This is a genomic window from Kitasatospora sp. NPDC057223, assembly GCF_042669755.1.
Taxonomy (GTDB): Bacteria; Actinomycetota; Actinomycetes; order Streptomycetales; family Streptomycetaceae; genus Kitasatospora.
The window spans coordinates 88,717-110,677 of the sequence record NZ_JBHUWW010000002.1; the positions used below are offsets into that span (position 1 = coordinate 88,717).

22 protein-coding genes are annotated in these 21,961 nt (G+C 72.7%); 5 read left to right on the forward strand and 17 right to left on the reverse strand.

Annotated features, from left to right (window positions below; translation table 11 throughout):
* Nucleotides 1-2: 2 nt before the first annotated feature.
* The 3 genes from recO to leuA all read right to left on the reverse strand — a co-directional run bounded on the left by recO (nt 3) and on the right by leuA (nt 3,702).
* Nucleotides 3-749 carry a DNA repair protein RecO gene (gene recO, locus ACFUK0_RS01730; RefSeq protein ID WP_380246001.1) on the reverse strand — a complete coding sequence of 249 codons (747 nt, stop codon included), beginning with the start codon at nt 747-749 and terminating at the stop codon, nt 3-5.
* Between the two features lie 260 nt (nt 750-1,009).
* On the reverse strand, nt 1,010-1,519 hold the full coding sequence (locus ACFUK0_RS01735) for a TerB family tellurite resistance protein (protein ID WP_380246002.1): 510 nt from the start codon (nt 1,517-1,519) through the stop codon (nt 1,010-1,012).
* Between the two features lie 386 nt (nt 1,520-1,905).
* Nucleotides 1,906-3,702 carry a 2-isopropylmalate synthase gene (leuA, locus tag ACFUK0_RS01740; protein ID WP_380246003.1) on the reverse strand — a complete coding sequence of 599 codons (1,797 nt, stop codon included), beginning with the start codon at nt 3,700-3,702 and terminating at the stop codon, nt 1,906-1,908.
* A 309-nt stretch (nt 3,703-4,011) separates the two neighbouring features.
* On the opposite strand from leuA, the gene ACFUK0_RS01745 reads away from it, so the two are divergent.
* Together ACFUK0_RS01745 and ACFUK0_RS01750 are read left to right on the forward strand one after the other, a co-directional pair.
* Nucleotides 4,012-5,031: a M4 family metallopeptidase gene (locus ACFUK0_RS01745; protein WP_380246004.1), complete on the forward strand. Its 1,020-nt coding sequence runs from the start codon at nt 4,012-4,014 to the stop codon at nt 5,029-5,031.
* Nucleotides 5,032-5,099: 68 nt separating this feature from the next.
* Nucleotides 5,100-5,366 carry a protealysin inhibitor emfourin gene (locus ACFUK0_RS01750; protein WP_380246005.1) on the forward strand — a complete coding sequence of 89 codons (267 nt, stop codon included), beginning with the start codon at nt 5,100-5,102 and terminating at the stop codon, nt 5,364-5,366.
* An 85-nt stretch (nt 5,367-5,451) separates the two neighbouring features.
* Here ACFUK0_RS01750 and era read toward each other — a convergent pair whose 3' ends face one another.
* The 14 genes from era to hrcA form a co-directional block, all read right to left on the reverse strand.
* Nucleotides 5,452-6,402, reverse strand: coding sequence for a GTPase Era (era, locus tag ACFUK0_RS01755; RefSeq protein WP_380246006.1), 951 nt, complete (start codon nt 6,400-6,402; stop codon nt 5,452-5,454).
* A gap of 40 nt (nt 6,403-6,442) precedes the next feature.
* Complete coding sequence (locus ACFUK0_RS01760; protein WP_380246007.1) at nt 6,443-6,604, reverse strand: hypothetical protein; 162 nt, start codon at nt 6,602-6,604, stop codon at nt 6,443-6,445.
* Between the two features lie 157 nt (nt 6,605-6,761).
* On the reverse strand, nt 6,762-7,115 hold the full coding sequence (locus ACFUK0_RS01765; RefSeq protein WP_380246008.1) for a cytidine deaminase: 354 nt from the start codon (nt 7,113-7,115) through the stop codon (nt 6,762-6,764).
* Between the two features lie 39 nt (nt 7,116-7,154).
* Entirely contained in the window at nt 7,155-7,694 is a 540-nt protein-coding gene (locus ACFUK0_RS01770) for a DUF4383 domain-containing protein (RefSeq protein ID WP_380246009.1), read from the reverse strand.
* 103 nt (nt 7,695-7,797) lie between these two features.
* Entirely contained in the window at nt 7,798-8,031 is a 234-nt protein-coding gene (locus tag ACFUK0_RS01775) for a hypothetical protein (RefSeq protein ID WP_380246010.1), read from the reverse strand.
* Between the two features lie 94 nt (nt 8,032-8,125).
* Nucleotides 8,126-9,457 carry a hemolysin family protein gene (locus tag ACFUK0_RS01780; RefSeq protein ID WP_380246011.1) on the reverse strand — a complete coding sequence of 444 codons (1,332 nt, stop codon included), beginning with the start codon at nt 9,455-9,457 and terminating at the stop codon, nt 8,126-8,128.
* 19 nt (nt 9,458-9,476) lie between these two features.
* Nucleotides 9,477-9,971 carry an rRNA maturation RNase YbeY gene (gene ybeY / locus ACFUK0_RS01785; RefSeq protein ID WP_380246012.1) on the reverse strand — a complete coding sequence of 165 codons (495 nt, stop codon included), beginning with the start codon at nt 9,969-9,971 and terminating at the stop codon, nt 9,477-9,479.
* 14 nt (nt 9,972-9,985) lie between these two features.
* On the reverse strand, nt 9,986-11,023 hold the full coding sequence (locus ACFUK0_RS01790) for a PhoH family protein (RefSeq protein ID WP_380246080.1): 1,038 nt from the start codon (nt 11,021-11,023) through the stop codon (nt 9,986-9,988).
* A 321-nt stretch (nt 11,024-11,344) separates the two neighbouring features.
* Nucleotides 11,345-12,262, reverse strand: coding sequence for a ribonuclease Z (locus ACFUK0_RS01795; RefSeq protein WP_380246013.1), 918 nt, complete (start codon nt 12,260-12,262; stop codon nt 11,345-11,347).
* Between the two features lie 4 nt (nt 12,263-12,266).
* Nucleotides 12,267-12,620: an HIT domain-containing protein gene (locus ACFUK0_RS01800; protein WP_380246014.1), complete on the reverse strand. Its 354-nt coding sequence runs from the start codon at nt 12,618-12,620 to the stop codon at nt 12,267-12,269.
* A gap of 172 nt (nt 12,621-12,792) precedes the next feature.
* A complete protein-coding gene (locus ACFUK0_RS01805; RefSeq protein ID WP_380246015.1) occupies nt 12,793-16,020 on the reverse strand; it encodes a PDZ domain-containing protein in 3,228 nt (1,075 codons plus the stop codon).
* A gap of 87 nt (nt 16,021-16,107) precedes the next feature.
* Nucleotides 16,108-16,857, reverse strand: a complete 750-nt coding sequence (locus tag ACFUK0_RS01810) for a 16S rRNA (uracil(1498)-N(3))-methyltransferase (protein ID WP_380246016.1) — start codon at nt 16,855-16,857, stop codon at nt 16,108-16,110.
* A gap of 106 nt (nt 16,858-16,963) precedes the next feature.
* Nucleotides 16,964-18,100 (reverse strand): molecular chaperone DnaJ, encoded by a 1,137-nt coding sequence (dnaJ, locus tag ACFUK0_RS01815; RefSeq protein ID WP_380246017.1) that lies wholly within the window; start codon nt 18,098-18,100, stop codon nt 16,964-16,966.
* A 76-nt stretch (nt 18,101-18,176) separates the two neighbouring features.
* Nucleotides 18,177-19,310, reverse strand: a complete 1,134-nt coding sequence (hrcA, locus tag ACFUK0_RS01820) for a heat-inducible transcriptional repressor HrcA (protein ID WP_380246018.1) — start codon at nt 19,308-19,310, stop codon at nt 18,177-18,179.
* Nucleotides 19,311-19,563: 253 nt separating this feature from the next.
* Between hrcA and htpX the strand changes: the two genes are divergently transcribed.
* The 3 genes from htpX to ACFUK0_RS01835 are packed head-to-tail and all read left to right on the forward strand — an operon-like array spanning nt 19,564 to nt 21,950.
* The gene (gene htpX / locus ACFUK0_RS01825) at nt 19,564-20,484 is read left to right on the forward strand and encodes a zinc metalloprotease HtpX (RefSeq protein WP_380246019.1); all 921 of its coding nucleotides are present in this window, start codon (nt 19,564-19,566) and stop codon (nt 20,482-20,484) included.
* A gap of 24 nt (nt 20,485-20,508) precedes the next feature.
* Nucleotides 20,509-21,093: a hypothetical protein gene (locus ACFUK0_RS01830; protein ID WP_380246020.1), complete on the forward strand. Its 585-nt coding sequence runs from the start codon at nt 20,509-20,511 to the stop codon at nt 21,091-21,093.
* Between the two features lie 29 nt (nt 21,094-21,122).
* Nucleotides 21,123-21,950 carry a DUF3097 domain-containing protein gene (locus ACFUK0_RS01835; RefSeq protein ID WP_380246021.1) on the forward strand — a complete coding sequence of 276 codons (828 nt, stop codon included), beginning with the start codon at nt 21,123-21,125 and terminating at the stop codon, nt 21,948-21,950.
* The last annotated feature ends 11 nt before the right edge of the window (nt 21,951-21,961 follow it).

The following is a 21,961-nucleotide window of genomic DNA, read 5'->3' on the forward strand; positions in this document are numbered from 1 at the left end:
GCTCACTTCTCCACGTATCTCATCGAGCGGATTCCCCGCTCCAGGTGCCACTGCAGATAGGCCGCGACCAGGCCGCTGCCCTCCCGCCAGTACCGCGGCTCGCAGGCGTCGGCCGTCTGCCAGTCCCCTGACAGCAGCGAGCCGAGCAGTACCAGTGTCTCAGGGGAGGGTACGGCACAGCCGGGCACCCGGCAGTCCCCGCAGAGCACCCCGCCGGCCTGGAGCGAGAAGAACCGGTTGGGTCCTTCGAGTCCGCACTTGGCGCAGTCGGTGAAGCTCGCGCCGTACCCGTTGACGGCGAGCGAGCGCAGCAGGAACGCGTCCAGCACGAGGTGGGACTCGTGCGCCCCGGCGGCCAGTGTCCGCAGGCCGCCGACCAGCAGCAGGTACTGCTGGACGGCCGGCTCGCCCTCGTTCTCGGCGAATCGTTCCGCCGTCTCCAGCATGGCCGTGCCGGCCGTGTAGCGGCCGTAGTCGGTGACGATCCGGCCGCCGTACGGGGCGATCGTCTCGACCTGGGTGCAGAGCGGCAGACTGCGGCTCACCAGGTCGCTGTTGCGGCTGAAGAACTGGACGTCCACGTGCGAGAACGGCTCCAGCCGGGCGCCGAACTTCGACTTCGTCTTGCGCACCCCGCGGGCGACGGCGCGCACCTTGCCGTGGTGGCGGGTGAGCAGGGTGATGATCCGGTCGGCCTCGCCGAGCTTCTGCGCCCGCAGCACGACGCCGTCGTCCCGGTACAGGCTCATGCCGGTGCCTCGCAGCGGTCGGACGGGCTACCGGGCGGGCCGCCGGCGAACAGAGTGGACATCCCCCCATTCTCCCGCACCCGCACCCGCGCACCGGCCGCCGGGCGGGCAGCCGTGTACCCGCACCGGGTCCGTGGGGGGATGTCCGCCGGTGCGGGTCACAGCGGGCCCGGAACGTGGGGGCGCCGCCCGGCCTGCGGCCGGGAGCGGGTCGGGCCCGGCTCGGGGGTGAACCGGCAGTGGGCCGGTGACGGGCCGGGCTAGTGCGCGGCGCGGGTGGCCGCTTCCAGCAGGGTGCCGACCCGGTCCTCGCCGAGGGCGAGACATCGGCCGACGGCGGCCAGCGCCTCGCGCTCCTGCGGCAGGTACCGCCCGTCGGCGAGCGCGATCCAGGCGCCCTGCAGCAGCAGCCGCTCACGGCCCTGCTGGGCGAGGTGGGGGGTGAGCGGTTCGAGGGCGGCGTGGAGCTCGACGGTGAGGCCGTCGGCGAGGCCGTGCGCCTCGTGCAGTTCGCCGCCGAGCCCGGACAGGGCGGCCAGCGCGGCGATCACCTGGGCCTCGCCGCAGTCCTCGAAGCCGGCCTCCCGGACGACGCTGCAGGCGGCCTCCCGGGCGCTGCGGCTGCCGGTGCCGCCGGCGGCGAGCAGGGCGAGGGCGACGGTGTACTGGGCGTCGCGCAGCATGCCGGAGAGCCGGACGCTGGTGAGCTGCTCCAGGCTCTGCACCCCGTAGCGGCCGTGGCAGGAGGTGCACTGCACGCTGCCGATCACCGGGCCGAGCGGGAGCACCGGTGTGCCGAGAACCCGCAGCCACCGCCGGCCGTGCTGCCGACGGTAGTTGCGGTCTCCGCCGCAGCCTGGGCAGAAGAAGTCACCGAGAACGTCAGTCCGCCAGCGAGGACGGACACCCCACAACCCTGTCACGGCGCCACTCCCCAGACATGGCAGGCGGCCTGCACAACAATGGGCAGGTCACGCGACCGGACCCGTGGCCGTCCCACCGACCCCGGATTTCCGGTGGGTCGATGTTGCCACGGTTACCGGCACGTGTCAGCACCCCGAACGGGTTCCGACGCAGAAAAATGTGGCACAGAACACACGCGAGCGGGCCGCCCGGAAGGGCGGCCCGCTCGGTGGCCCGGGGGTATCCGTCCGGATTACCCGCGCTGCGCCCGGTTGACGGCGCTGATCATCGCCTTCAGGGAGGCCAGCACGGTGTTGCCGTCGATGCCGACGCCCCACAGGACCTTGCCGTCGACCGCGCACTCGACGTACGCGGCGGCCTGGGCGTCGCCGCCCTCGCTCAGGGCGTGCTCGGCGTAGTCCAGGACGCGGACGTCGATGCCGATCCCGGCCAGCGCGTCGCCGAAGGCGGAGACCGGGCCGTTGCCGGTGCCGGTCAGCGTGGTCTCGACACCGTCCACCACGGCCTGGGTGGTCAGGGCGTCCCGGCCGTCCTCGGTGGTCAGGCTGCGGGAGCCGCTCAGCGAGATCCGGCCCCACGGGTTGGCGGGCGTCGGCAGGTACTCGTCCTGGAAGACGGCCCAGATGTCGGCGGGGGTGACCTCGCCGCCCTCGGTGTCCGTCTTGGCCTGGATGATCCGGGAGAACTCGATCTGCATCCGGCGCGGCAGGTCCAGCTTGTGGTCGTTCTTCAGGACGTACGCGATGCCGCCCTTGCCGGACTGGCTGTTGACCCGGATGACCGCCTCGTAGCTGCGGCCGACGTCCTTCGGGTCGATCGGCAGGTACGGGACGCCCCAGGTGAACTCGCCGACGGGTACGCCGGCCGCCTTCGCGTCGGCCTCCAGGGCGTCGAAGCCCTTCTTGATGGCGTCCTGGTGCGAGCCGGAGAACGAGGTGTAGACCAGGTCGCCGGCGTAGGGGTGGCGCTCCGGCACCGGCATCTGGTTGCAGTACTCGGCGGTGCGGCGGATCTCGTCGATGTCGGAGAAGTCGATCATCGGGTCGACGCCCTGCGAGAACAGGTTCATCCCGACGTTGACCAGGTCCAGGTTGCCCGTCCGCTCGCCCTGGCCGAACAGACAGCCCTCGACGCGGTCGGCGCCGGCCATCACGGCCAGCTCGGCGGAGGCGACGCCGGTGCCGCGGTCGTTGTGCGGGTGGGTGGACAGGCAGACGAACTCGCGGCGGGACAGGTTCCGCGACATCCACTCGATCTTGTCGGCGTAGACGTTCGGCGTGGACCGCTCGACCGTGGTCGGCAGGTTCAGGATGATCTCGCGGCCCTCGCTCGGCTGCCAGACGTCCATCACCGCCTCGCAGACCTCCAGCGCGAAGTCCAGCTCGGTGTCGATGAAGATCTCCGGCGAGTACTCGTAGCCGAAGACGGTGTCGTCGCCCAGCAGCTTCTCCGCGTACTCCATCACCAGGCGGGTGCCGTCCACGGCGATCGCCTTGATGTCGTCCTTGCTGCCCTTGAAGACCACCCGGCGGAACAGCGGGGAGGTCGCGTTGTACAGGTGGACGGTGGCGTTCTTCGCACCGACCAGGGACTCCACGGTGCGCTCGATCAGGTCCTCGCGGGCCTGCGTCAGCACCGAGATGGTGACGTCGTCCGGGATCGCGTTCTCCTCGATCAGCGAACGGACGAAGGCGAAGTCGGTGGCGCCGGAGGAGGGGAAGCCGACCTCGATCTCCTTGTAGCCCAGCTTCACCAGCAGGTCGAACATCTTGCGCTTGCGGGCCGGCGACATCGGGTCGATCAGCGCCTGGTTGCCGTCCCGCAGGTCGGTGGACAGCCACCGCGGCGCCTGCGTGATCACCTTGCTCGGCCAGGTGCGGTCCGGCAGGTCGATGGTGCCGAAGGGCACGTAGCGCCCGAACGGCATGCCCGAGGGCTTCTGCTGCACGGCGGCTGCGGTGATCGGGGTCGGACGGTCGACGAACGGGCGCCCGGCGGGGATCGACGTGGCGGAGCTCTGCTCGGTCATGGAGTGACTCTCGGCTTCCGTGTGATGCGGGCTGGTCGGGGTGGTGGACACCCGACGGGCCGGCTGCTGCCGCGATCGGCGTTCATACGCGCACAGCACAGTCCCCCGCGGCGAGGGAGCCGGCCTCAGTGGACTACAGGCCCTCGCCGCGGCAGCTAAGAAGAAGCAGCCCGATACGCATGATGTGGCCAAGCGTAACCCAGGGCCCCACGAGGCCGAAGCGCATCGTGGGAGTTTTCCACCCGTTGAGACGAATGCCTCCCTGAGGAAGCAGTGACAAAGGGTTACTGATGCGTCACCCTGGGCAACATGACCACAGTCTCCCCGTTCTGCGCGATCGTTCCGCCCTACGTCCTCGACCGGCTCGCCGAGCAGGGCCATCTGGCCGCCGTCCGCTCGCTCGCCATCGACGCCGTGCACCGAGAGGCCCGCCTGCTGCCCGGCACACCGGCCCCCGGCCCGGCCCGCCCGCGGCGGGTCATCCGCGACGCCCGGCACACCGAACAGCTGCCCGGACGCACGGTGCGCACCGAGGGCGCGCCCCCCGTCCACGACGAGTCCGTCAACCACGCGTACGACGGCCTCGGCGCCACCTACGCGCTGTTCGCCGAGGTGTACGGCCGGCCGTCGATCGACGGCGCGGGGCTGCGCCTGGACGCCACCGTCCACTACGGGCGCCACTACGACAACGCGTTCTGGGACGGCCAGCGGATGGTGTTCGGCGACGGGGACGGCGTGGTCTTCGGCGACTTCACCACCTGCCTGGACGTCATCGGCCACGAACTGTCCCACGGAGTGACCCAGTTCACCGCCGGACTGGACTACCGCGGCCAGTCCGGCGCCCTCAACGAGTCGCTCTCCGACGTCTTCGGCGCACTGGTCAAGCAGTACGCGCTGCGCCAGGACGCCGGCGAGGCCGACTGGCTGATCGGCGCCGGCCTGCTCGCCCCCGGCGTCCAGGGCGTGGGGCTGCGCTCGTTGAAGGCACCCGGCACGGCCTACGACGACCCCCGGCTCGGCAAGGACCCGCAACCCGCGCATCTGCGCGACTACGTGGACACCGACGGGGACGCGGGCGGGGTGCACATCAACTCGGGCATCCCCAACCACGCGTTCTACCTGCTCGCCACCGCCCTCGGCGGGCCGGCCTGGGAGCGGGCCGGGCAGATCTGGTACGACACCCTGACGGGCGGCCGGCTGCCCGCCGACGCCGACTTCACCGCCTTCGCGCGGGACACCGTCGCGGCCGCCGCGGCCCGCTACCCGGAGCCCGCGGTGGCCAACACGGTGACGGCCGCGTGGGCCAAGGTCGGCATCAGCGTGGGATGAGACCGGCTTAAGGTGAAGCTGTCGGAAAGCGTCGTCAAACCCCAGCCCTGCGTAGCAGGATGGACACCATGCGTATCCAGGTGACCCGAACCGGTGGCCTCGCGGGCCGCGCACGCCGCGCGGAACTCGACACCGCCGAACGTACCGACGCCCCGCACGTGCACGCCCTCGCCCGCGAGGCCGTCGTGGGCGGGCTGCGCGCCCCCTCGTACGGGGTTCCGGACGGCTTCCACTACGCCATCAGCGTCGACGGCCGCACCGTCCACTGCGCCGACCCGAAGCTGACGGACTCCCAGCGCGAGCTGGTCTCCCTGGTGCTCCGCGAAGGCGCCTGACGGACAGTCGGCCGCCGTCCCACGGGGCTGCCGGACTGCCGGGCCGCACGACGGCCCGGCGGCCCGGCGGCCCGGCGGCCGCGGCTCAGAAGCCGAGCTTGCGCAGCTGCTTGGGGTCGCGCTGCCAGTCCTTGGCGACCTTGACGTGCAGGTCCAGGTAGACGGGCGTGCCGAGCAGGGCCTCGATGTGCTTGCGGGCCGTCGTGCCGACGTGCTTCAGGCGGGCGCCCTTGGCGCCGATCACGATGGCCTTCTGGCTCTGCCGCTCGATGTAGACGTTCGCGTGGATGTCCAGCAGCGGGCGGTCCGCCGGGCGGCCCTCGCGCGGGATCATCTCCTCGACGACCACGGCGAGCGAGTGCGGCAGCTCGTCGCGCACGCCCTCCAGCGCGGCCTCGCGGATCAGCTCGGCGACCATCACCAGCTCGGGCTCGTCGGTGAGGTCGCCGTCCGGGTAGAGCGGCGGGCCGGCCGGCAGCAGCGGGGCGAGCAGGTCGGCCAGCAGGCCGACCTGGGTGTCGGCGACGGCCGAGACGGGGACGATCTCGGCCCACTCGATGCCGAGTTCGAGGCCGAGCTGGTGGATCGCGATCAGCTGGGCGGCGAGCGCCTTGGAGTCGACCAGGTCGGTCTTGGTGACGATCGCCACCTTGGGGGTCTTCTTGACCTCGGCGAGCTCCTTGGCGATGAACTTGTCGCCGGGGCCGAGCTTCTGGTCGGCGGGGAGGCAGAAGCCGATCACGTCGACCTCGGCCCAGGTGCTGCGGACCAGGTCGTTGAGCCGCTCGCCGAGCAGGGTGCGGGGCTTGTGCAGGCCCGGGGTGTCGACCAGCACCAGCTGGGCGTCGGGGCGGTGCACGATGCCGCGCACGGTGTGCCGGGTGGTCTGGGGACGGTCGGAGGTGATCGCGACCTTCGTCCCCACCAGGGCGTTGGTCAGGGTCGACTTGCCCGCGTTGGGGCGGCCGACGAAGCACGCGAAGCCGGATCGGTAGGTGCCGGCCTGGGAGGGGGAAGTGACGCTCATGCGCCCCATTGTCCCTGATCGATCCGGCCCGGGCGGACAGCCGCCCCTGTCAGCCCTTCTTCCCGCCGCCGAGCGAGGCGAGGCCGCTGATCAGGACGACCACGAAGAGGGTGAGCGAGCCGGCCAGCCAGAACGGCGATCCGGTCTCCTGCCATTTTCCCATGCCCATCACGCTCAGCAGCAGTCCTGCGAAGAACGCCCACGGCCCCACGGTTGCGGCTCCCCCCGCTCAGGAGCTCCGCCGGAGCTCTCCCGGTGAGATTATCCGCCCGCCCGGCTCGGTGCCGGGCCGGAATGGGGTGTGGGCGTCCCTCGTACGTCCGCCTCTTACGTCCGCCGGTGCGTCCGCCGGTGCGTCCGGACGCCGCTCAGCGGGCCTCGGCCGCGAGGCGCAGGGCGCCGTCCGGCCCGGCCAGCAGGACGGGCGTGCCGGCGCCGCCGAGATCGCGCACGGCGGCCAGGTCGGCGTCGGCCGGCCGCTCGGCCTCCGAGACGACGGCCGCCGCCTCCAGGCTCTTCGCCCCGCTGGCCACGGCCATCGCCACGGCCGTCTGCAGCGCGCTGAGCTTCAGCGACTCCAGGGCGACCGTCCCGGCGACGTACGTGCGCCCGTTCTCGTCACGCACCGCGGCCCCCTCCGGCACGCCGTTGCGGGCGCGGGCGGAGCGGGCCAGGGTGATGATCTTCTTGTCCTCAGGGTCCAGCTCGGTGACATCACTCATGCCGCAGAGCATAGGCGGCCGGGCCCGGCCGCCGGCCGCTCAGTGGCCGATCGGATTCGGCGGCCCCGGCTTCAGGATCTTCACCACGGCCGGCGGACCGGAGGGCATCGGCCGCTCCCGCTCCTTGCGCTCGCGCCAGTACGGGTTGTCGAGCGGCAGATGACTGCTGACCCGGCCGTACATGCCGAACGTCAGCACCACCAGCCCGAAGATGAAACTGAACAGCACGTTGGACAGCCGGAAGTTCAGGATGTTGGCGTCCGGGCGGCCGAGCACGGCCAGGCCGTAGAAGCCGGCCAGCACGAAGAGGGTGCCGACCACCATGTTGAGGGTGGAGGCGAAGTTGCCGCCGACCACCGCACCCCCGATCAGCACCAGGCCCATCACCACGGACAGCAGGCTCAGCGCGCCGTTGGTCGACAGCCCGGAGATGCGGTCGCCCGAGGTGGACAGGAACCCCGGGTGGTCCAGCAGCCCGAGGATGCCGAACACCAGCAGGAACACGCCGCCCAGGCCCGCACCGATCCGGTACACCTGGGCGAGGCGGTGGTCCACGGGCAGTTCGTCTTGCAGCTTCATGGGGACCTCCACGACGCAGGCAGACTGCGGGAGCGGACGCGAACCCTCACGACCCGCGGTTCCACGCTACTCCGCCCGGCGCGGGGCGCACGGCGGGCGGCGGTCAGCCCCCGTCGGCGGGCAGGAACGGGGCCTCGTGCAGGTAGAGCGAACCGCACTGCTGGCAGCAGGGCCGCTCAGTCTTCCCCCAGTCGTGCTCCGGCCGTGACTCGGCGTCCGCCTCGACGGTGCGGCCGCACATGGCCTCGGTGGCACCGGCGGTCCGCACCACGTGCCAGGTCCTGACGCCACCGGACCGGCCCTGCGGGCCGTACTCAGCGCGCAACTGATGTGTCATGACCACATGGTGGTGACCGGCCCGGCGGCCGGGCAACTCGGGCTGAGCCTTCCGGGCGGCCCCGGCGGCCCGCCCGCGGGGGCCGCCCGCGCGGTCAGGCGCGGTCGCCGTCCTCGCCCTCGCCGGGCTCGGGCCGGCGGACGGGGGACGCGACCACGGTGCCGATCCGGTTGCGGCGGCCGGCCGAGCTCTCGGCGGTCAGCAGGATGGCGGTGAGGTCGGTGGCGGCGTCCTCCGGGAGCGGTATCTCGCAGGCCGAACCGGGGATCGGGACCCGTCCGAGGTGCTTGGCGAGCAGGCCGCCGACGGTCTCGACGTCCTCGTCCTCCAGCTCGATGCCGAAGAGGTCGCCGAGGTCCTCGACCAGCAGCCGGGCGGTGATCCGGTACGAGCCGTCCCCGAGGTCCTCGACCGGCGCGATCTCCCGGTCGTACTCGTCGGTGATCTCGCCGACGATCTCCTCCAGGATGTCCTCGATGGTGACCAGGCCCGCCGTGCCGCCGTACTCGTCGATGACGATGGCCACGTGCGAGCGCATCTGCTGCATCTCGCGCAGCAGGTCGCCGGCCGGCTTGCTGTCGGGGATGAAGACGGCCGGGCGCATCACGCCGCCGACCGGCTCCGACTCGGAGTCGCGGTTGATGTGGGTGAGGCGGACGAGGTCCTTGAGGTAGATGATGCCGACCACGTCGTCCTCGTTGTCGCCGACCACCGGGATCCGCGAGAAGCCGGAGCGCAGTGCCAGCGTGAGGGCCTGACGGACGGTCTTGTGGCGCTCGATCATCACCAGGTCGGTGCGCGGCACCATCACCTCGCGGACGATGGTGTCGCCGAGCTCGAAGACCGAGTGCACCATCCGGCGCTCGTCGTCCTCGATCACGTCGTCCTTCTCGGCGAGGTCCACCAGCGCTCGCAGCTCCGCCTCGGAGGCGAACGGGCCCTCGCGGTAGCCCTTGCCGGGGGTCAGCGCGTTGCCGGTCAGGATCAGCAGCCGCGGGATCGGGCCGAGGATCCGGGCCAGCGGCAGCAGCACGAAGGCCGCCGCCGTGACGGTGCTCAGCGGGTGCTGGCGGCCGATCGTGCGCGGCGAGACGCCGACCGCGACGAAGGACACCAGCACCATCACGCCGAACGCGAGGAGCACGGCCTGCCAGGTCGGCTCCACGTTGCGGACGCAGACCACGGTGACCATGACGGCCGCCGCCATCTCGGCCGCCACCCGGATCAGCGTGGCCAGGTTGAGGTAGCGGATCGGGTCGGACGCCAGGGTCAGCATCCGGTCGGCGCCGCGCCGCCCGGCCCGGACGGCCTCCTCCGCACGGAAGCGGGAGACCCGGGAGATCCCCGCCTCGGCGCAGGCGGCCAGCCAGCCCAGGCCGGTGAGCAGAACGGCACCGAGGATGAAGCTCGTACTTTCACCACTCACAGTGGATCGGACCCCGCGCTCAGTGGGTGGTGGGGGCCGGCGAGATGCCGCCCAGGCCCCGACCGGTACGCCAGTCGTCCAGGATCCGCTTCTGGAGCGCGAACATCGCCCGCTCCTCGTCCGGCTCCTCGTGGTCGTACCCGAGCACGTGCAGCACTCCGTGGACGGTGAGCAGTTGCAGCTCCTCGTCCATGGAATGCTTGGAGGGCGCCGCGAGGCCCTGCTCCTTGGCCACCTCGGGGCAGAGCACGATGTCGCCGAGCAGGCCCTGCGGCAGCTCGTCGCCCTCCTTGCCGGGGCGCAGCTCGTCCATCGGGAAGGACATCACGTCGGTGGGGCCCGGGAGGTCCATCCACTGGATGTGGAGTTCCTCCATCGCCGCGCTGTCCACCAGGATCACGGACAGTTCGGACTGCGGATGGATCCGCATCTTGTCCAGGGCGTAGCGGGCGACGTCGAGGATGGCGTCCTCGTCGGCGTCCCAACCGGACTCGTTGGCGATGTCGATCGACATGGAGGGGCTGTTACTCAGCTTTCGGTGCGATGGGACTGGCGGGGGGCACGGGCCGACGGCGCCTTGACGCTGCGCCGCTGGGCCGGCTTGCGGGCGGGGGCGGCCGGGGTCTGCTCCCCGGCCTCCTGGATGGCGTCCCAGCGCTCGTAGGCGTCCACGATCCGCCCGACCAGCTTGTGGCGGACCACGTCGGTGCTGGTGAGGACGGAGAAGTGGATGTCGGGGACGTCCGCCAGGATCTCCTGGACGACCTTGAGGCCGCTGCGGGTGCCGCCCGGGAGGTCGACCTGGCTGGTGTCGCCGGTGACCACCACGCGGGAGTTGAAGCCCAGGCGGGTGAGGAACATCTTCATCTGCGCGGGCGAGGTGTTCTGCGCCTCGTCCAGGATGATGAAGGCGTCGTTGAGGGTGCGGCCGCGCATGTACGCGAGCGGGGCGACCTCGATGGTGCCGGCGGCCATCAGCCGGGGGATGGAGTCCGGGTCCATCATGTCGTGCAGCGCGTCGTAGAGCGGGCGCAGGTACGGGTCGATCTTCTCGTAGAGGGTGCCGGGCAGGAAGCCCAGCCGCTCGCCCGCCTCGACGGCCGGCCGGGTCAGGATGATCCGGTTGACCGCCTTGGCCTGGAGGGCCTGGACGGCCTTGGCCATCGCCAGGTAGGTCTTGCCGGTGCCGGCCGGGCCGAGGCCGAAGACGATCGTGTGCTTGTCGATCGCGTCGACGTAGCGCTGCTGGTTGAGGGTCTTGGGGCGGATGGTGCGGCCGCGGTTGGACAGGATGTTCGCGGTGAACACCTGCGACGGCGACGGGTCGCCCGGGTTGTCCCCGGCACTGCGCAGCATCGCGATCGAACGCTCCACGGCGTCCTCCGTCAGGGGCTGGCCGGTGCGCAGCACCAGCATCATCTCGGTGAACAGCTCTTGGACGAGGGCGACCTCGGCGGCGTCCCCGGTGGCGGTCACCTCGTTGCCGCGGACGTGGATGTCGGCGGCCGGGAAGGACGCCTCGATCACGCGCAGCAGGGAGTCGGTGGCACCGAGCAGGGTGACCATCGGGTGCTTCTCGGGGATGACGATCCTGGCGCTGGCGGCACGCTCGGTGCCGGCTGCCTCGGGTCGCGACTGTCCGTTCGTCCGGGTATGCGATGTGTCACTCATAGGTCGGCGCTGAGGCCTGCCTCATCCCATCCGTGGTCTCGTGGTGCCGCTCGGTCGGTCCGGGGTCACCAGGGTACGCCGCGCGCGTGTTCGCCGTGGCGGTGCGGCGCCACCTCCCGGCGGACGAATCGCGCACGCGGTCGATGCTCCGGCAGTTCGGGGGTCGATGCGAGTGGTTTTCCGCCGCGCCGGCGGGAGGCGGGGTCAGGGGCGGGGTCAACGGCGTGGCGGCACGGGCACCCGGGCGAGGTCCTCGGCGACGACGATCTCGCCGTCGAAGTACCGGCGGGCCTGCGCCAGGTGCTGGCCGAGGTCCGGGTAGCGCTGCGAGAAGTGGGTGAGGACCAGCGTCCGCACCCCGGCCTCGGCGGCGACCCGGGCGGCCTGCGCGGCGGTGAGGTGGCCGTGCTCGCGGGCCAGGTGCTCGTCCGCGTCCACGAAGGTCGCCTCGATGACCAGCAGGTCGGCGCCCTCGGCGAGCTCGCCGACGCCGTCGCAGAGCCGGGTGTCCATCACGAAGGCGAAGCGCTGGCCGGCCCGCGGCTCGCTGACCTCCTCCAGGGTGACCGTCCGGCCGTCGAGCTCGATCGAGCCCTGCTGCTGGAGCTGCCCGACGGCGGGCCCGCGGATGCCGAGTGCGGCGAGCCGCTCCGGCACCAGGCGGCGGCCGTCGGGCTCGGCGAGCCGGTAGCCGAAGGACTCGACGGGGTGCGAGAGCCGGCGGGCGTCCAGGGTGAAGCGGGCGCCGGGGGCGGGCAGCGGGCCGGCCTCCTCGACCGGGTGCGGGCGCAGCACTGCCGTCTCGTGGAAGGCGGTGGCGTGCCGCAGGCGCTGGAAGAACACTTCGCCGGAGGCCGGGAAGTACACGTCCACCGGGTGCGGCACGCGGTCCAGGTTGATCCGCTGGATCACCCCGGCGAGGCCCAGGCAGTGGTCGCCGTGGAAGTGCGTGATGCCGATCCGGGTGATCTGGGTGGCGGAGACGCCGGCGTGCAGCATCTGCCGCTGGGTGCCCTCCCCCGGGTCGAACAGCAGGCCCTCGCCGTCCCAGCGCAGCAGGTAGCCGTTGTGGTTGCGGTGCCGGGTGGGCACCTGGCTGGCGGTGCCGAGGACGACCAGTTCGCGTTGCGACACGGTGTCAGACCAGGCCCTCGCGCAGCGGGGCGCCGCCGAGCAGGTGCACGTGCGCGTGGAAGACGGTCTGCCCGGCGCCGGCGCCGGTGTTGAAGATCAGGCGGTAGTCGGCGAGGCCCTCGCCGGTGGCGACCGCCGCCGCCTCGGTGAGCAGTTCGGCCGCGACGGCGGGCTCCGCGGCGGCCAGTTCGGCGGCGTTCGGGTAGTGCGCGTGCGGGATGACCAGGATGTGGGTCGGTGCCTGCGGGTTGATGTCCCGGAAGGCGAGGGTGCGCTCCGTCTCGCGGACCACGGTCGCGGGGATGCTGCCCGCGAGGATCTTGCAGAACAGGCAGTCGGACTGCGGCTCGCCGGCCATCGGTGTCTCCTGGCGTCGTGAGTACTGCGTGACCACGTGGTGGCTACCGGCCGCATGCTAGCCGAGCCGCGGCGCCCGCAGGTGCCGCCACCGCACCGTGCGCGGGCCGCGGGCCCGGGGGCCGGGGCGGGCCGGGCAGGGGTGGACGCCCCTGCCCGGCCCGCAGCCCGCGCTACAGCTCGGGCAGCGGCGGCGGGGTCTTCGCCGGGGTCTCGGCCAGCGCCGCGAGGGCGAGGCGGACGCCCTCGGCGAGCTGCGGGTCCTCGCCGGCCGCGTACTGGTGCGGGGCGATCACGACCTCGACGTCCGGGTCGACGCCGTGGTTCTCCACGCCCCAGCCGTAGCCCTCCAGCCAGAAGGCGTACTTCGGCTGGGTGACCCGGGTGCCGTCGACCAGGCCGTACTTGTTGTCGATGCCGATCACGCCGCCCCAGGTGCGGGTGCCGACGACCGGGCCGATCCCCAGCGCCTGGATGGCGGCGTTGACGATGTCGCCGTCCGAGCCGGAGAACTCGTTGGCCAGCGCCACCACCGGGCCGCGCGGGGCGTCCCCGGGGTAGGGCTGGGCGCCGGCGACGTCCCGGGCGATGTCCCAGCCGATGATCCGCCGGTTGAGCTTCTCGATCACCAGCTGCGAGGTGTGGCCGCCGCGGTTCTCCCGCAGGTCGACGACCACGCCCTCCTTGGCCATCTCCACCCGCAGGTCGCGGTGCAGCTGCGCCCAGCCGGCGCTGACCATGTCCGGGATGTGCAGGTAGCCCAGCCGGCCGGCCGACAGCTCGCGGACGGCGGCCCGGCGCCCGGCCACCCAGTCGTGGTAGCGCAGCGGCTCCTCGTCGGCGAGCGGGACGACCACCGGGTGCCGCTGGTCGGTGCCGTCCTTGCCGGCCACGGTCAGCTCGACGGGCTGGCCCGCCGTGCCGGCCAGCAGCGGGGCGGGGCCGGTGACCGGGTCCACCGGGCGGCCGTTGACGGCGAGCAGCGCGTCGCCCGGCCGGACGGCCACGCCGGGGGCGGCCAGCGGTGAGCGGGCCCGCGGGTCGGAGGACTCGCCGGGCAGGATCCGCCCGATCCGCCAGACGTCGCCGTCCTTGGCGAGGTCGGCGCCCAGCAGGCCCTGCCGGCGGGCGGCCTCGGTGCCGGTGCCCGGCGGGGTCACGTAGGCGTGCGAGGTGCCCAGCTCGCCCTGGACCTCCCAGAGCAGGTCCACCAGGTCGTCGTGCGAGCCGAGCCGCTCGACCAGCGGACGGTAGCGCTCCAGCGTGCCCGCCCAGTCGAAGCCGCCCATGTCCGCGCGCCAGAAGTTGTCGCGCATGATGCGGCCGTTCTCGTCGAACATCTGCCGCCACTCGGCCGCCGGGTCGACGGTGACCCGCAGCCGGGCGAGGTCCACGTCGGTCTCGTCGTCGTCGCCGGCGGCCTTGTGGTCGGACGGGAGGATCCGCAGCTGCCCCTCGTCCAGGACGGCCAGCCGGGCGCCGTCGCCGCTGACCGCGAACGCGTCCAGTCCGGCGAGCAGTTCCTCGGCGCGGAGCTTCTTGAAGTCGAAGCGCTCCAGCACCGGGCGCGGCCGCTCGTCCTCCAGCGAGGCGGCGTCGTCGCCGAGTTCGCCGACCAGCGGCAGCCGGCTCCAGAGCACGCCGTCCTTGGCGGCGCGCAGGCTGCCGAAGCGGCCGCCCTCGACCGGGAAGGGGATGATCCGGTCGGCGATGCCGTCCAGGTCGACCCGGGTGACGGGCGGGGTGTCGGCGGTCTCCTCGGCGTCCGCCTTCTTCCCCTTGGCCTCGTCGTCCTCGCCGCCGAACGGCCGGCCGGCGCGCTGCGGGCCGAACGGGGACGGCGTGTCGGCGGCCAGCGTGATCAGGTACGGGCGGCAGCCGGTGGGGAACGACAGGTCGAAGACGTGCGCGTCGTACACCGGGTCGAAGTTGCGCACCGACAGGAACGCGAGGTGCTTGCCGTCCGCGGTGAAGGCGGGCGAGGTGTCGATGAAGCGCTGCGGGGTGGCCTCGCCGACCGTCCGGGTGGCCAGGTTGGCCAGGGCGATCTGGCGCAGCGACCACGGGCCGAGCGCGGGCTGCGACCAGGCCAGCCAGGCCGAGTCGGGGCTGAACACCAGCCCGTTGACCTCGCCGTCCGCACTCCGGGCCAGCTGGTGCACGGCGCCGTCGGCGAGGCCGACGAGCAGCACCCGGCCGTCGTGCGAGGCGACGGCGAGCTGCTTGCCGTCGGGTGAGACGGTCAGGCCGAGCACCCGGCCGAGCTGTCCGGCGGCGAGCCGGCGGCGCTCCTCGCCGAGCACGGCGGGGGCGTACTCGATCGCGTCGTCGCCCTCGGCGTCGGTCACCCAGACGACGCCCTGCGCGCCGTCCTCGCCGGGCACCACCCTGGTCAGCCGGGCGCGGACGCCGGGCGTCTCGTCCAGCACCCGGGCCGGGCCCTCCCGGTGCGTCAGCCAGTGCACGCTGCCGCGCACGACGACGGCGCTGGCGCGGCCGGTGCGGTCCGGGGCGGCCGTCTCCAGCCAGTGCGCGGCGCTGACCGGCCGGCGGCGACGGCCGGTCGCCGGCCCGGCCGGGCGGATGTCGAGGCGGCGCGGCTCGGCGCCGTCCAGGTCGTCCAGGATCCACAGGTCGCCGGCGCTGTGCCAGACGACGCGGGCGCCGTCGGTGGAGGCGTTGCGGGCGTAGAAGCCGTCGTCGGAGCTGCTGTGGGCCCGCAGGTCGGTGCCGTCCGGGAGGCTGGAGTACAGCCGGCCGTAGCCCTCGTGGTCCGACAGGAACGCGATCCGGCCGCCCACCCAGAGCGGGGACTCGATGTTGCCGTCCAGCCCGGCGTGCACCCGGGCGAACTCGTCGGTACCGATCCACAGCTTGCCGGCCGTACCGCCCCGGTAGCGCTTCCACAGCGCCGGTTCGCGACTGGCGGCGGAGAGCAGCAGCACGCCGTCGCCGCCCGGCTCCTGGGCCAGGCCGCCGACCGGGCCGTAGGGCAGCCGGTCGGGCTCGCCGCCGTCCAGCGGGACGGCGTACGCCCAGCTGCGGCGCAGGGTGGCCTGGCCGGCCGTGGTGGTGGCGACGGGGCGGCCGTCGGCCGTCCAGCCGCGCAGCCTGGTCTGGCCGCTGCCCCAGTACGTCAGCCGGCGCGAGGGGCCGCCGTCGGCGGGCGCCAGGTGGATCTCGGGCGCGCCGTCGCGGGTGGAGGCCCAGGCGACGTGCTGCCCGTCCGGGGAGAATCTCGGGTGGGAGACCGGGACCTGATCGGCGGTCAGCCGCCACGCCCGGCCGCCGTCGATGGGGGCGAGCCAGACGTCGTTCTCGGCAACGAAGGTGATCAGTTCACCGTGCAGGTGGGGGTGGCGCAGGTACGCGCCGGCGAGGGTGTTCTGGGGATCGGTCACGGCGTCAGCCTATGCACGTGCACGCACCACGCGAAGGCTTTTCCCCCACCCCGCTCCCCGCACGGGGGACGGGCCGGGAGCGGGCCGTCAGGACCAGCGGCCGGTACGCCCCAGCAGCAGCGCGCCGGCGGCCACGCCCGCCGTCGAGGTGCGCAGCACGGACGCGCCGAGCCGGTACGGGCGGGCGCCGGCCGCGGCGAAGGCGGCCAGCTCGTCGGGCGAGACGCCGCCCTCGGGGCCGACGACGAGCACCAGGTCGCCGGCGGCGGGCAGCGCGGCGTCGGCCAGCGGCTCGGCGCCGTCCTCGTGCAGCACGGCGGCGAACGCGGCGGCGGCCAGCAGCGGCGCGAGCTGCCGGGTCGTCATCGGCTCCCGGACGTCGGCGAACCGCAGCCGGCGGGACTGCTTGCCGGCCTCCCGGGCGGTGGAGCGCCACTTCGCGAGCGCCTTGGCACCGCGCTCGCCCTTCCACTGGGTGATGCAGCGCGAGGCCTGCCAGGGGATCACCACGTCCACGCCGACCTCGGTCATGGTCTCGACCGCCAGCTCGCCCCGGTCGCCCTTGGGCAGGGCCTGGACGACCACGATCCGGGGCACCGGCTCGGCCTCGCGGCGCACCGCGCCGACCGTGACGTCGATCGCGTCCTTGCCGTGCACGGCCGCTACGGTGCCGTCCACGCCGAGGCCGAGCCCGTCCGTGAGGGTGACGGCCTCGCCGGGCTCCAGCCGCTTCACGGCGGCGGCGTGGCGGCCCTCCGGGCCGTCGAGGCGGACCGGAGCGCCTGCGGACAGGCCGGTCAGCTGCGACGTCCCGACGACGAAGACGGGGGCGGTCATGGCGGGAACCTCCGGTGGTGCGGGACGGAACGGGCAGACCCCAGGGGCGCGGGGCTCCGCCGGTGCGGCGGGGGCCCCGCGCCCCTGGGTACGGACTCCGGACGGCTCAGCGGCCGTTGAAGGCGTCCTTCAGCCGGGAGAACAGGCCCTGCTGGCCGGGCGCGAACGTCCCGGAGGGGCGCTCCTCGCCGCGCAGCAGCGCGAGGCGGCGCAGCAGGTCCTCCTGCTCGGGGTCGAGCTTGGTGGGCGTCTGCACCTCGACATGCACTATCAGGTCGCCACGGCCGCCGCCGCGCAGGTGGGTGATGCCCCGGGCGTGCAGCGGGATCGACTGGCCGGACTGCGTGCCGGGCCGGATGTCGACCTCCTCCAGCCCGTCCAGGGTCTGCAGCGGCACCTGGGTGCCCAGCGAGGCCGCCGTCATCGGGATGGTGACCGTGCAGTGCAGGTCGTCACCCCGGCGCTGGAAGGTCGGGTGCGCGGTCTCGGCGATCTCGACGTACAGGTCGCCGGCCGGGCCGCCGCCGGGGCCGACCTCGCCCTCGCCGGCCAGCTGGATCCGGGTGCCGTTGTCGACACCGGCCGGGATCTTGACGGTGAGCGTACGGCGGGCACGCACCCGCCCGTCACCGGCGCACTCGGGGCACGGGGTCGGCACGACGGTGCCGAAGCCCTGGCACTGCGGGCACGGGCGCGAGGTCATGACCTGGCCCAGGAAGGACCGGGTGACCTGCGACACCTCGCCCTTGCCGCGGCACATGTCACAGGTCTGCGCCGAGGTGCCGGGCGCCGCGCCCTCACCGGAGCAGGTCGTGCAGGTGACGGCCGTGTCGACCTGGAGCTCCTTGGTGGTGCCGAAAGCGGCCTCCTCCAGGGTGATCTCCAGGCGGATCATGGCGTCCTGGCCGCGCCGGGTGCGCGAGCGGGGCCCGCGCTGGCCGGAGGCGGCGCCGAAGAAGGCGTCCATGATGTCGGAGAAGCCGAAGCCCGCCGCGCCCGCGCCGAAGCCGCCCGCGCCGCCGTTCGGGGAGAGGGGGTCGCCGCCGAGGTCGTAGACCTGGCGCTTGGCCGGGTCGGAGAGCACCTCGTAAGCGGCGTTGATCTCCTTGAACCGCTCCTGCGTCTTCGGGTCCGGGTTGACGTCCGGGTGCAGTTCACGGGCGAGGCGCCGGAACGCCTTCTTGATCTCGTCCTGCCCCGCATCCCGTCGGACGCCGAGTACCGCGTAGTAGTCCGTGGCCACCAAATGCTCCGCTTGTTCCGCCTCTAGAAGTGCTGCGACTGGGTTGCCACCGTCAGAGGGCTGACGGTGGTCGTTTCTATGACTCGGCCAGGATCTGGCCCACGTACCTTGCCACCGCTCGCACCGCCCCCATTGTGCCCGGATAGTCCATCCGGGTCGGACCGATCACGCCCAGCTTCGCCACACTCTCGTCGCCCGAACCGTAACCGACCGAGACCACCGAGGTGGAATTGAGCCCTTCGTACGCGTTCTCCCGGCCGATCCGCACCATCATCGACGCGTCGCCGGTCTCGCCCAGCAGGCGGAGCAGGACGACCTGCTCCTCCAGAGCCTCCAGCACCGGCTGGATGGTGAGCGGGAAGTCGTGCCCGAAGCGGGTCAGGTTGGCCGTGCCGGCCAGCATGATCCGCTCCTCGTTCTGCTCGGCCAACGCCTCGAAGAGCGTGGCCAGCACGGTGGTGACGGTCGGGCGGTCGGCGGGCTCGAAGGCGGCCGGCAGGGCCTCCAGCAGCTCCGGGACGTCCGGCAGGCGCTGCCCGCAGGCCCGCGCGTTGGCCTTGGCCCGGAGCTCCGCCAGCACCGTCTCGCCGACCGTGCCCGGGCAGTCGACCATCCGCTGCTCGACCCGGCCGGTGTTGGTGATCAGGACGAGCATCACCTTGGTCGGCGCGAGCGCGACCAGCTCGATGTGCCGCACGGTCGAACGCGACAGCGACGGGTACTGCACGACGGCGACCTGCCGGGTGAGCTGCGCGAGCAGCCGCACCGTACGGGCGACCACGTCGTCGAGGTCCACCGCGCCGTCCAGGAAGTGCCGGATGGCACGGCGCTCGGGCGCCGTCATCGGCTTGACCTCGGCGAGGCGGTCGACGAACAGCCGGTAGCCCTTGTCGGTCGGGATCCGGCCGGCACTGGTGTGCGGCTGCTGGATGTAGCCGTCCTCCTCCAGGGCCGCCATGTCGTTGCGGACGGTCGCCGGGGAGACCCCGAGGCTGTGCCGCTCGACCAGCGCCTTGGAGCCGACCGGCTCCTCCGTCCCCACGTAGTCCTGGACGATCGCCCGCAGCACCGCCAGCTTGCGGTCGTCCAGCGGACGCACGTCCAGCTGGCGGCCCTCGATCTGGCGGGTGTCGATCTGCCGGGTGTCGATCCGGCCGTCGGACTTGCGGGGCTCGGACTTGCGGTCCTCGGCCCTGCGCTCGCTGACCATGGGGCACGCACCTCCGTCTTCGCACGTTGTCCGATATGACTCGATGTGGATCGATGTGGATCTCTCGCGGCGGATCGTTTGGCACTCAGGACAGTCGAGTGCCAGAACCGTACCTGCCAGTGTAAGGCCCGGGACAGACGGCAGGAACGGCACGACCGGGGTGATCCTGCACGCACCCGGCCACCGGTGCGTGATGCCCGCGGCCCGGCCAGGTGGCAGCATCGAAGGCAACCGGCTAATCGGAGGAGCAGCAATGTCAGCCTCGGGCCAGCACACCCGCTTCGCACCCGACCGTGGACTCACCGGCCGGATGGTCGCCACGATGTTCGTGATCGGCCTGCTGTACGTGGGCTTCACCGGTCTGCTCATCGTGCTGCTGCGCGGGGCCTGGCCGATCATCGTGCTGATCTCGGGCGGCCTGTTCGTCGCCCAGTTCTGGTTCAGCGACAGGATCACCGAACGGGCGATGGGCGCCCACGAGGTCACCCCCGAGCAGTACCCCCAACTGCACGGCACCATTGACCGGCTCTGCGCGCTCGCCGACATGCCCAAGCCCAGGGTCGCGGTCGCCGACAACGACATGCCGAACGCCTTCGCCACCGGCCGCAAACCGGAAAAGGCCGTGGTCTGCGTCACCACCGGCCTGCTGCGGCGGCTGGAACCCGAGGAGCTGGAGGGCGTCCTCGCCCACGAGCTGTCGCACGTCGCCCACCGGGACGTCGCCGTGATGACGGTGGCCGGTTTCCTCGGCGTGCTCGCCGGAGCGATGACCCGGATGGCCATGTACGGCGGGATGATGGGCGGCAACCGCAACAGCAACGACCAGAACGCCGCCATCGCGATGCTCGTCATCCCGCTGGTCTCGATGGTCGTCTACGCGATCAGTTTCCTGCTCACCCGGCTGCTCTCCCGCTACCGCGAACTGGCCGCCGACCGGGCGGCCGCCCAGCTCACCGGGCGCCCCAGCGCGCTGGCCTCCGCCCTGACCAAGGTGACCGGCCAGATCGCCGCCATCCCCACCAAGGACCTGCGCCAGGCTCAGCCCTACAACGCGTTCTACTTCGCCCCCGCGCTGAGCGCCCGGGAGGCCGCCTCGCAGCTGTTGTCCACCCACCCGTCGCTGGAGAAGCGGCTGGAGCAGCTCGCGAAGATCTCCACCGACCTCGGCCGCTGACCCACCTCCGGAGGAGAGACACCCGTGGGATTCCTGGATGCCCTGCTCGGCCGCAGCAAGCCCGTCCGGCCCGACCTCGACCAGCTGTTCGGCGTGCCCTCGGCCGCGCTCACCCTGGAGGCCGCCGCCGGCTTCAGGCCCACCGGGCTCGGCTCGGTCTGCTTCGCCGCCGTCGAGGGCGGCGCCTTCGGCGAGGTCGAACGCCAGGTCCGCGCCCTGCTGGACGCCGACACCGGACGCGGCGGCGTCCCCGTGGAGGCCAGCCAGGACGGCTACGGCTACTCCTGGCTGCTCGCCCGGCACACCCCCGAGGAACTGCCCGACCTGGTCAACGACCTGCACGCGGTCAACAGCGAGCTGGAGGCCAACGGCTTCGGCCCGCAGCTGCTCTGCTCGCTGGTCGCCTTCCGCGACGACGCCGGCCGGCCGCTCGCCCTGGTCTACCTCTACAAGCGCGGCACCTTCTACCCGTTCGCCCCGATGCCGGGCGGCGGCGAGAAGCGCAACAGCCCGCTGGAACTCCAGGTCAAGGCGATGCTCGGCAACGACCTGCGGGTCGAGTCCGACCTGTCCCGCTGGTTCCCGGTCTGGGGCGCGCCGGGGCTCTGAGCCCCCGTCGGATTTCCTATAGTCCTCCTATGCACAGCAGGAGTTACGGCCCGGACCTCACCCCGCCGTGGAAGCGGCAGGCACCCGCCCCCGACGTACCCGCGGAGCGGGACCTCGTGGTGGAGGAGGCCGCCACCGGCTTCTGCGGGGCCGTGGTGCGGTGCGAGAAGACGGCCGAGGGCCTGACCGTCACCCTGGAGGACCGCTTCGGCAAGCACCGGGTCTTCCCGATGGGCCCGCGCGGCTTCCTGCTGGAGGGTCAGGTCGTCACCCTGGTGCGGCCCGCCGGGGCCGTTACGGTGAAGGCGTCCGGCCGCACCGCCTCCGGCTCGGTGGCCGTCCCCGGCGCCCGCGCGCGGGTCGCCCGCGAGTCCCGGATCTACGTCGAGGGCCGGCACGACGCCGAGCTGGTCGAGCGGGTCTGGGGCGACGACCTGCGGATCGAGGGCGTCGTCGTGGAGTACCTGGAGGGCATCGACGACCTGCCCGCGATCGTCGCCGACTTCTCCCCCGGCCCCGGCCGGCGCCTCGGCGTCCTGGTCGACCACCTGCTGCCCGGCACCAAGGAGCACCGGATCGCCGCCCGGGTCACCGGCACGTCCGTGCTGGTCGTCGGCCACCCGTACATCGACGTCTGGGAGGCCGTGAAGCCGGGCAGCGTCGGCATCCCCGGCTGGCCGCAGGTCCCCCGCGGCGAGTCCTGGAAGGAGGGCGTCTGCCGCCGCCTCGGCTGGCCGGTGGACACCCCTGCCGCCTGGAAGCGCATCCTCGCCTCGGTGAACTCGTACAGGGACCTCGACCCGGCCCTGCTGGGCCGGGTCGAGGAGTTGATCGACTTCGTCACGCTCGCCGACTGAGCGCCTGTCCA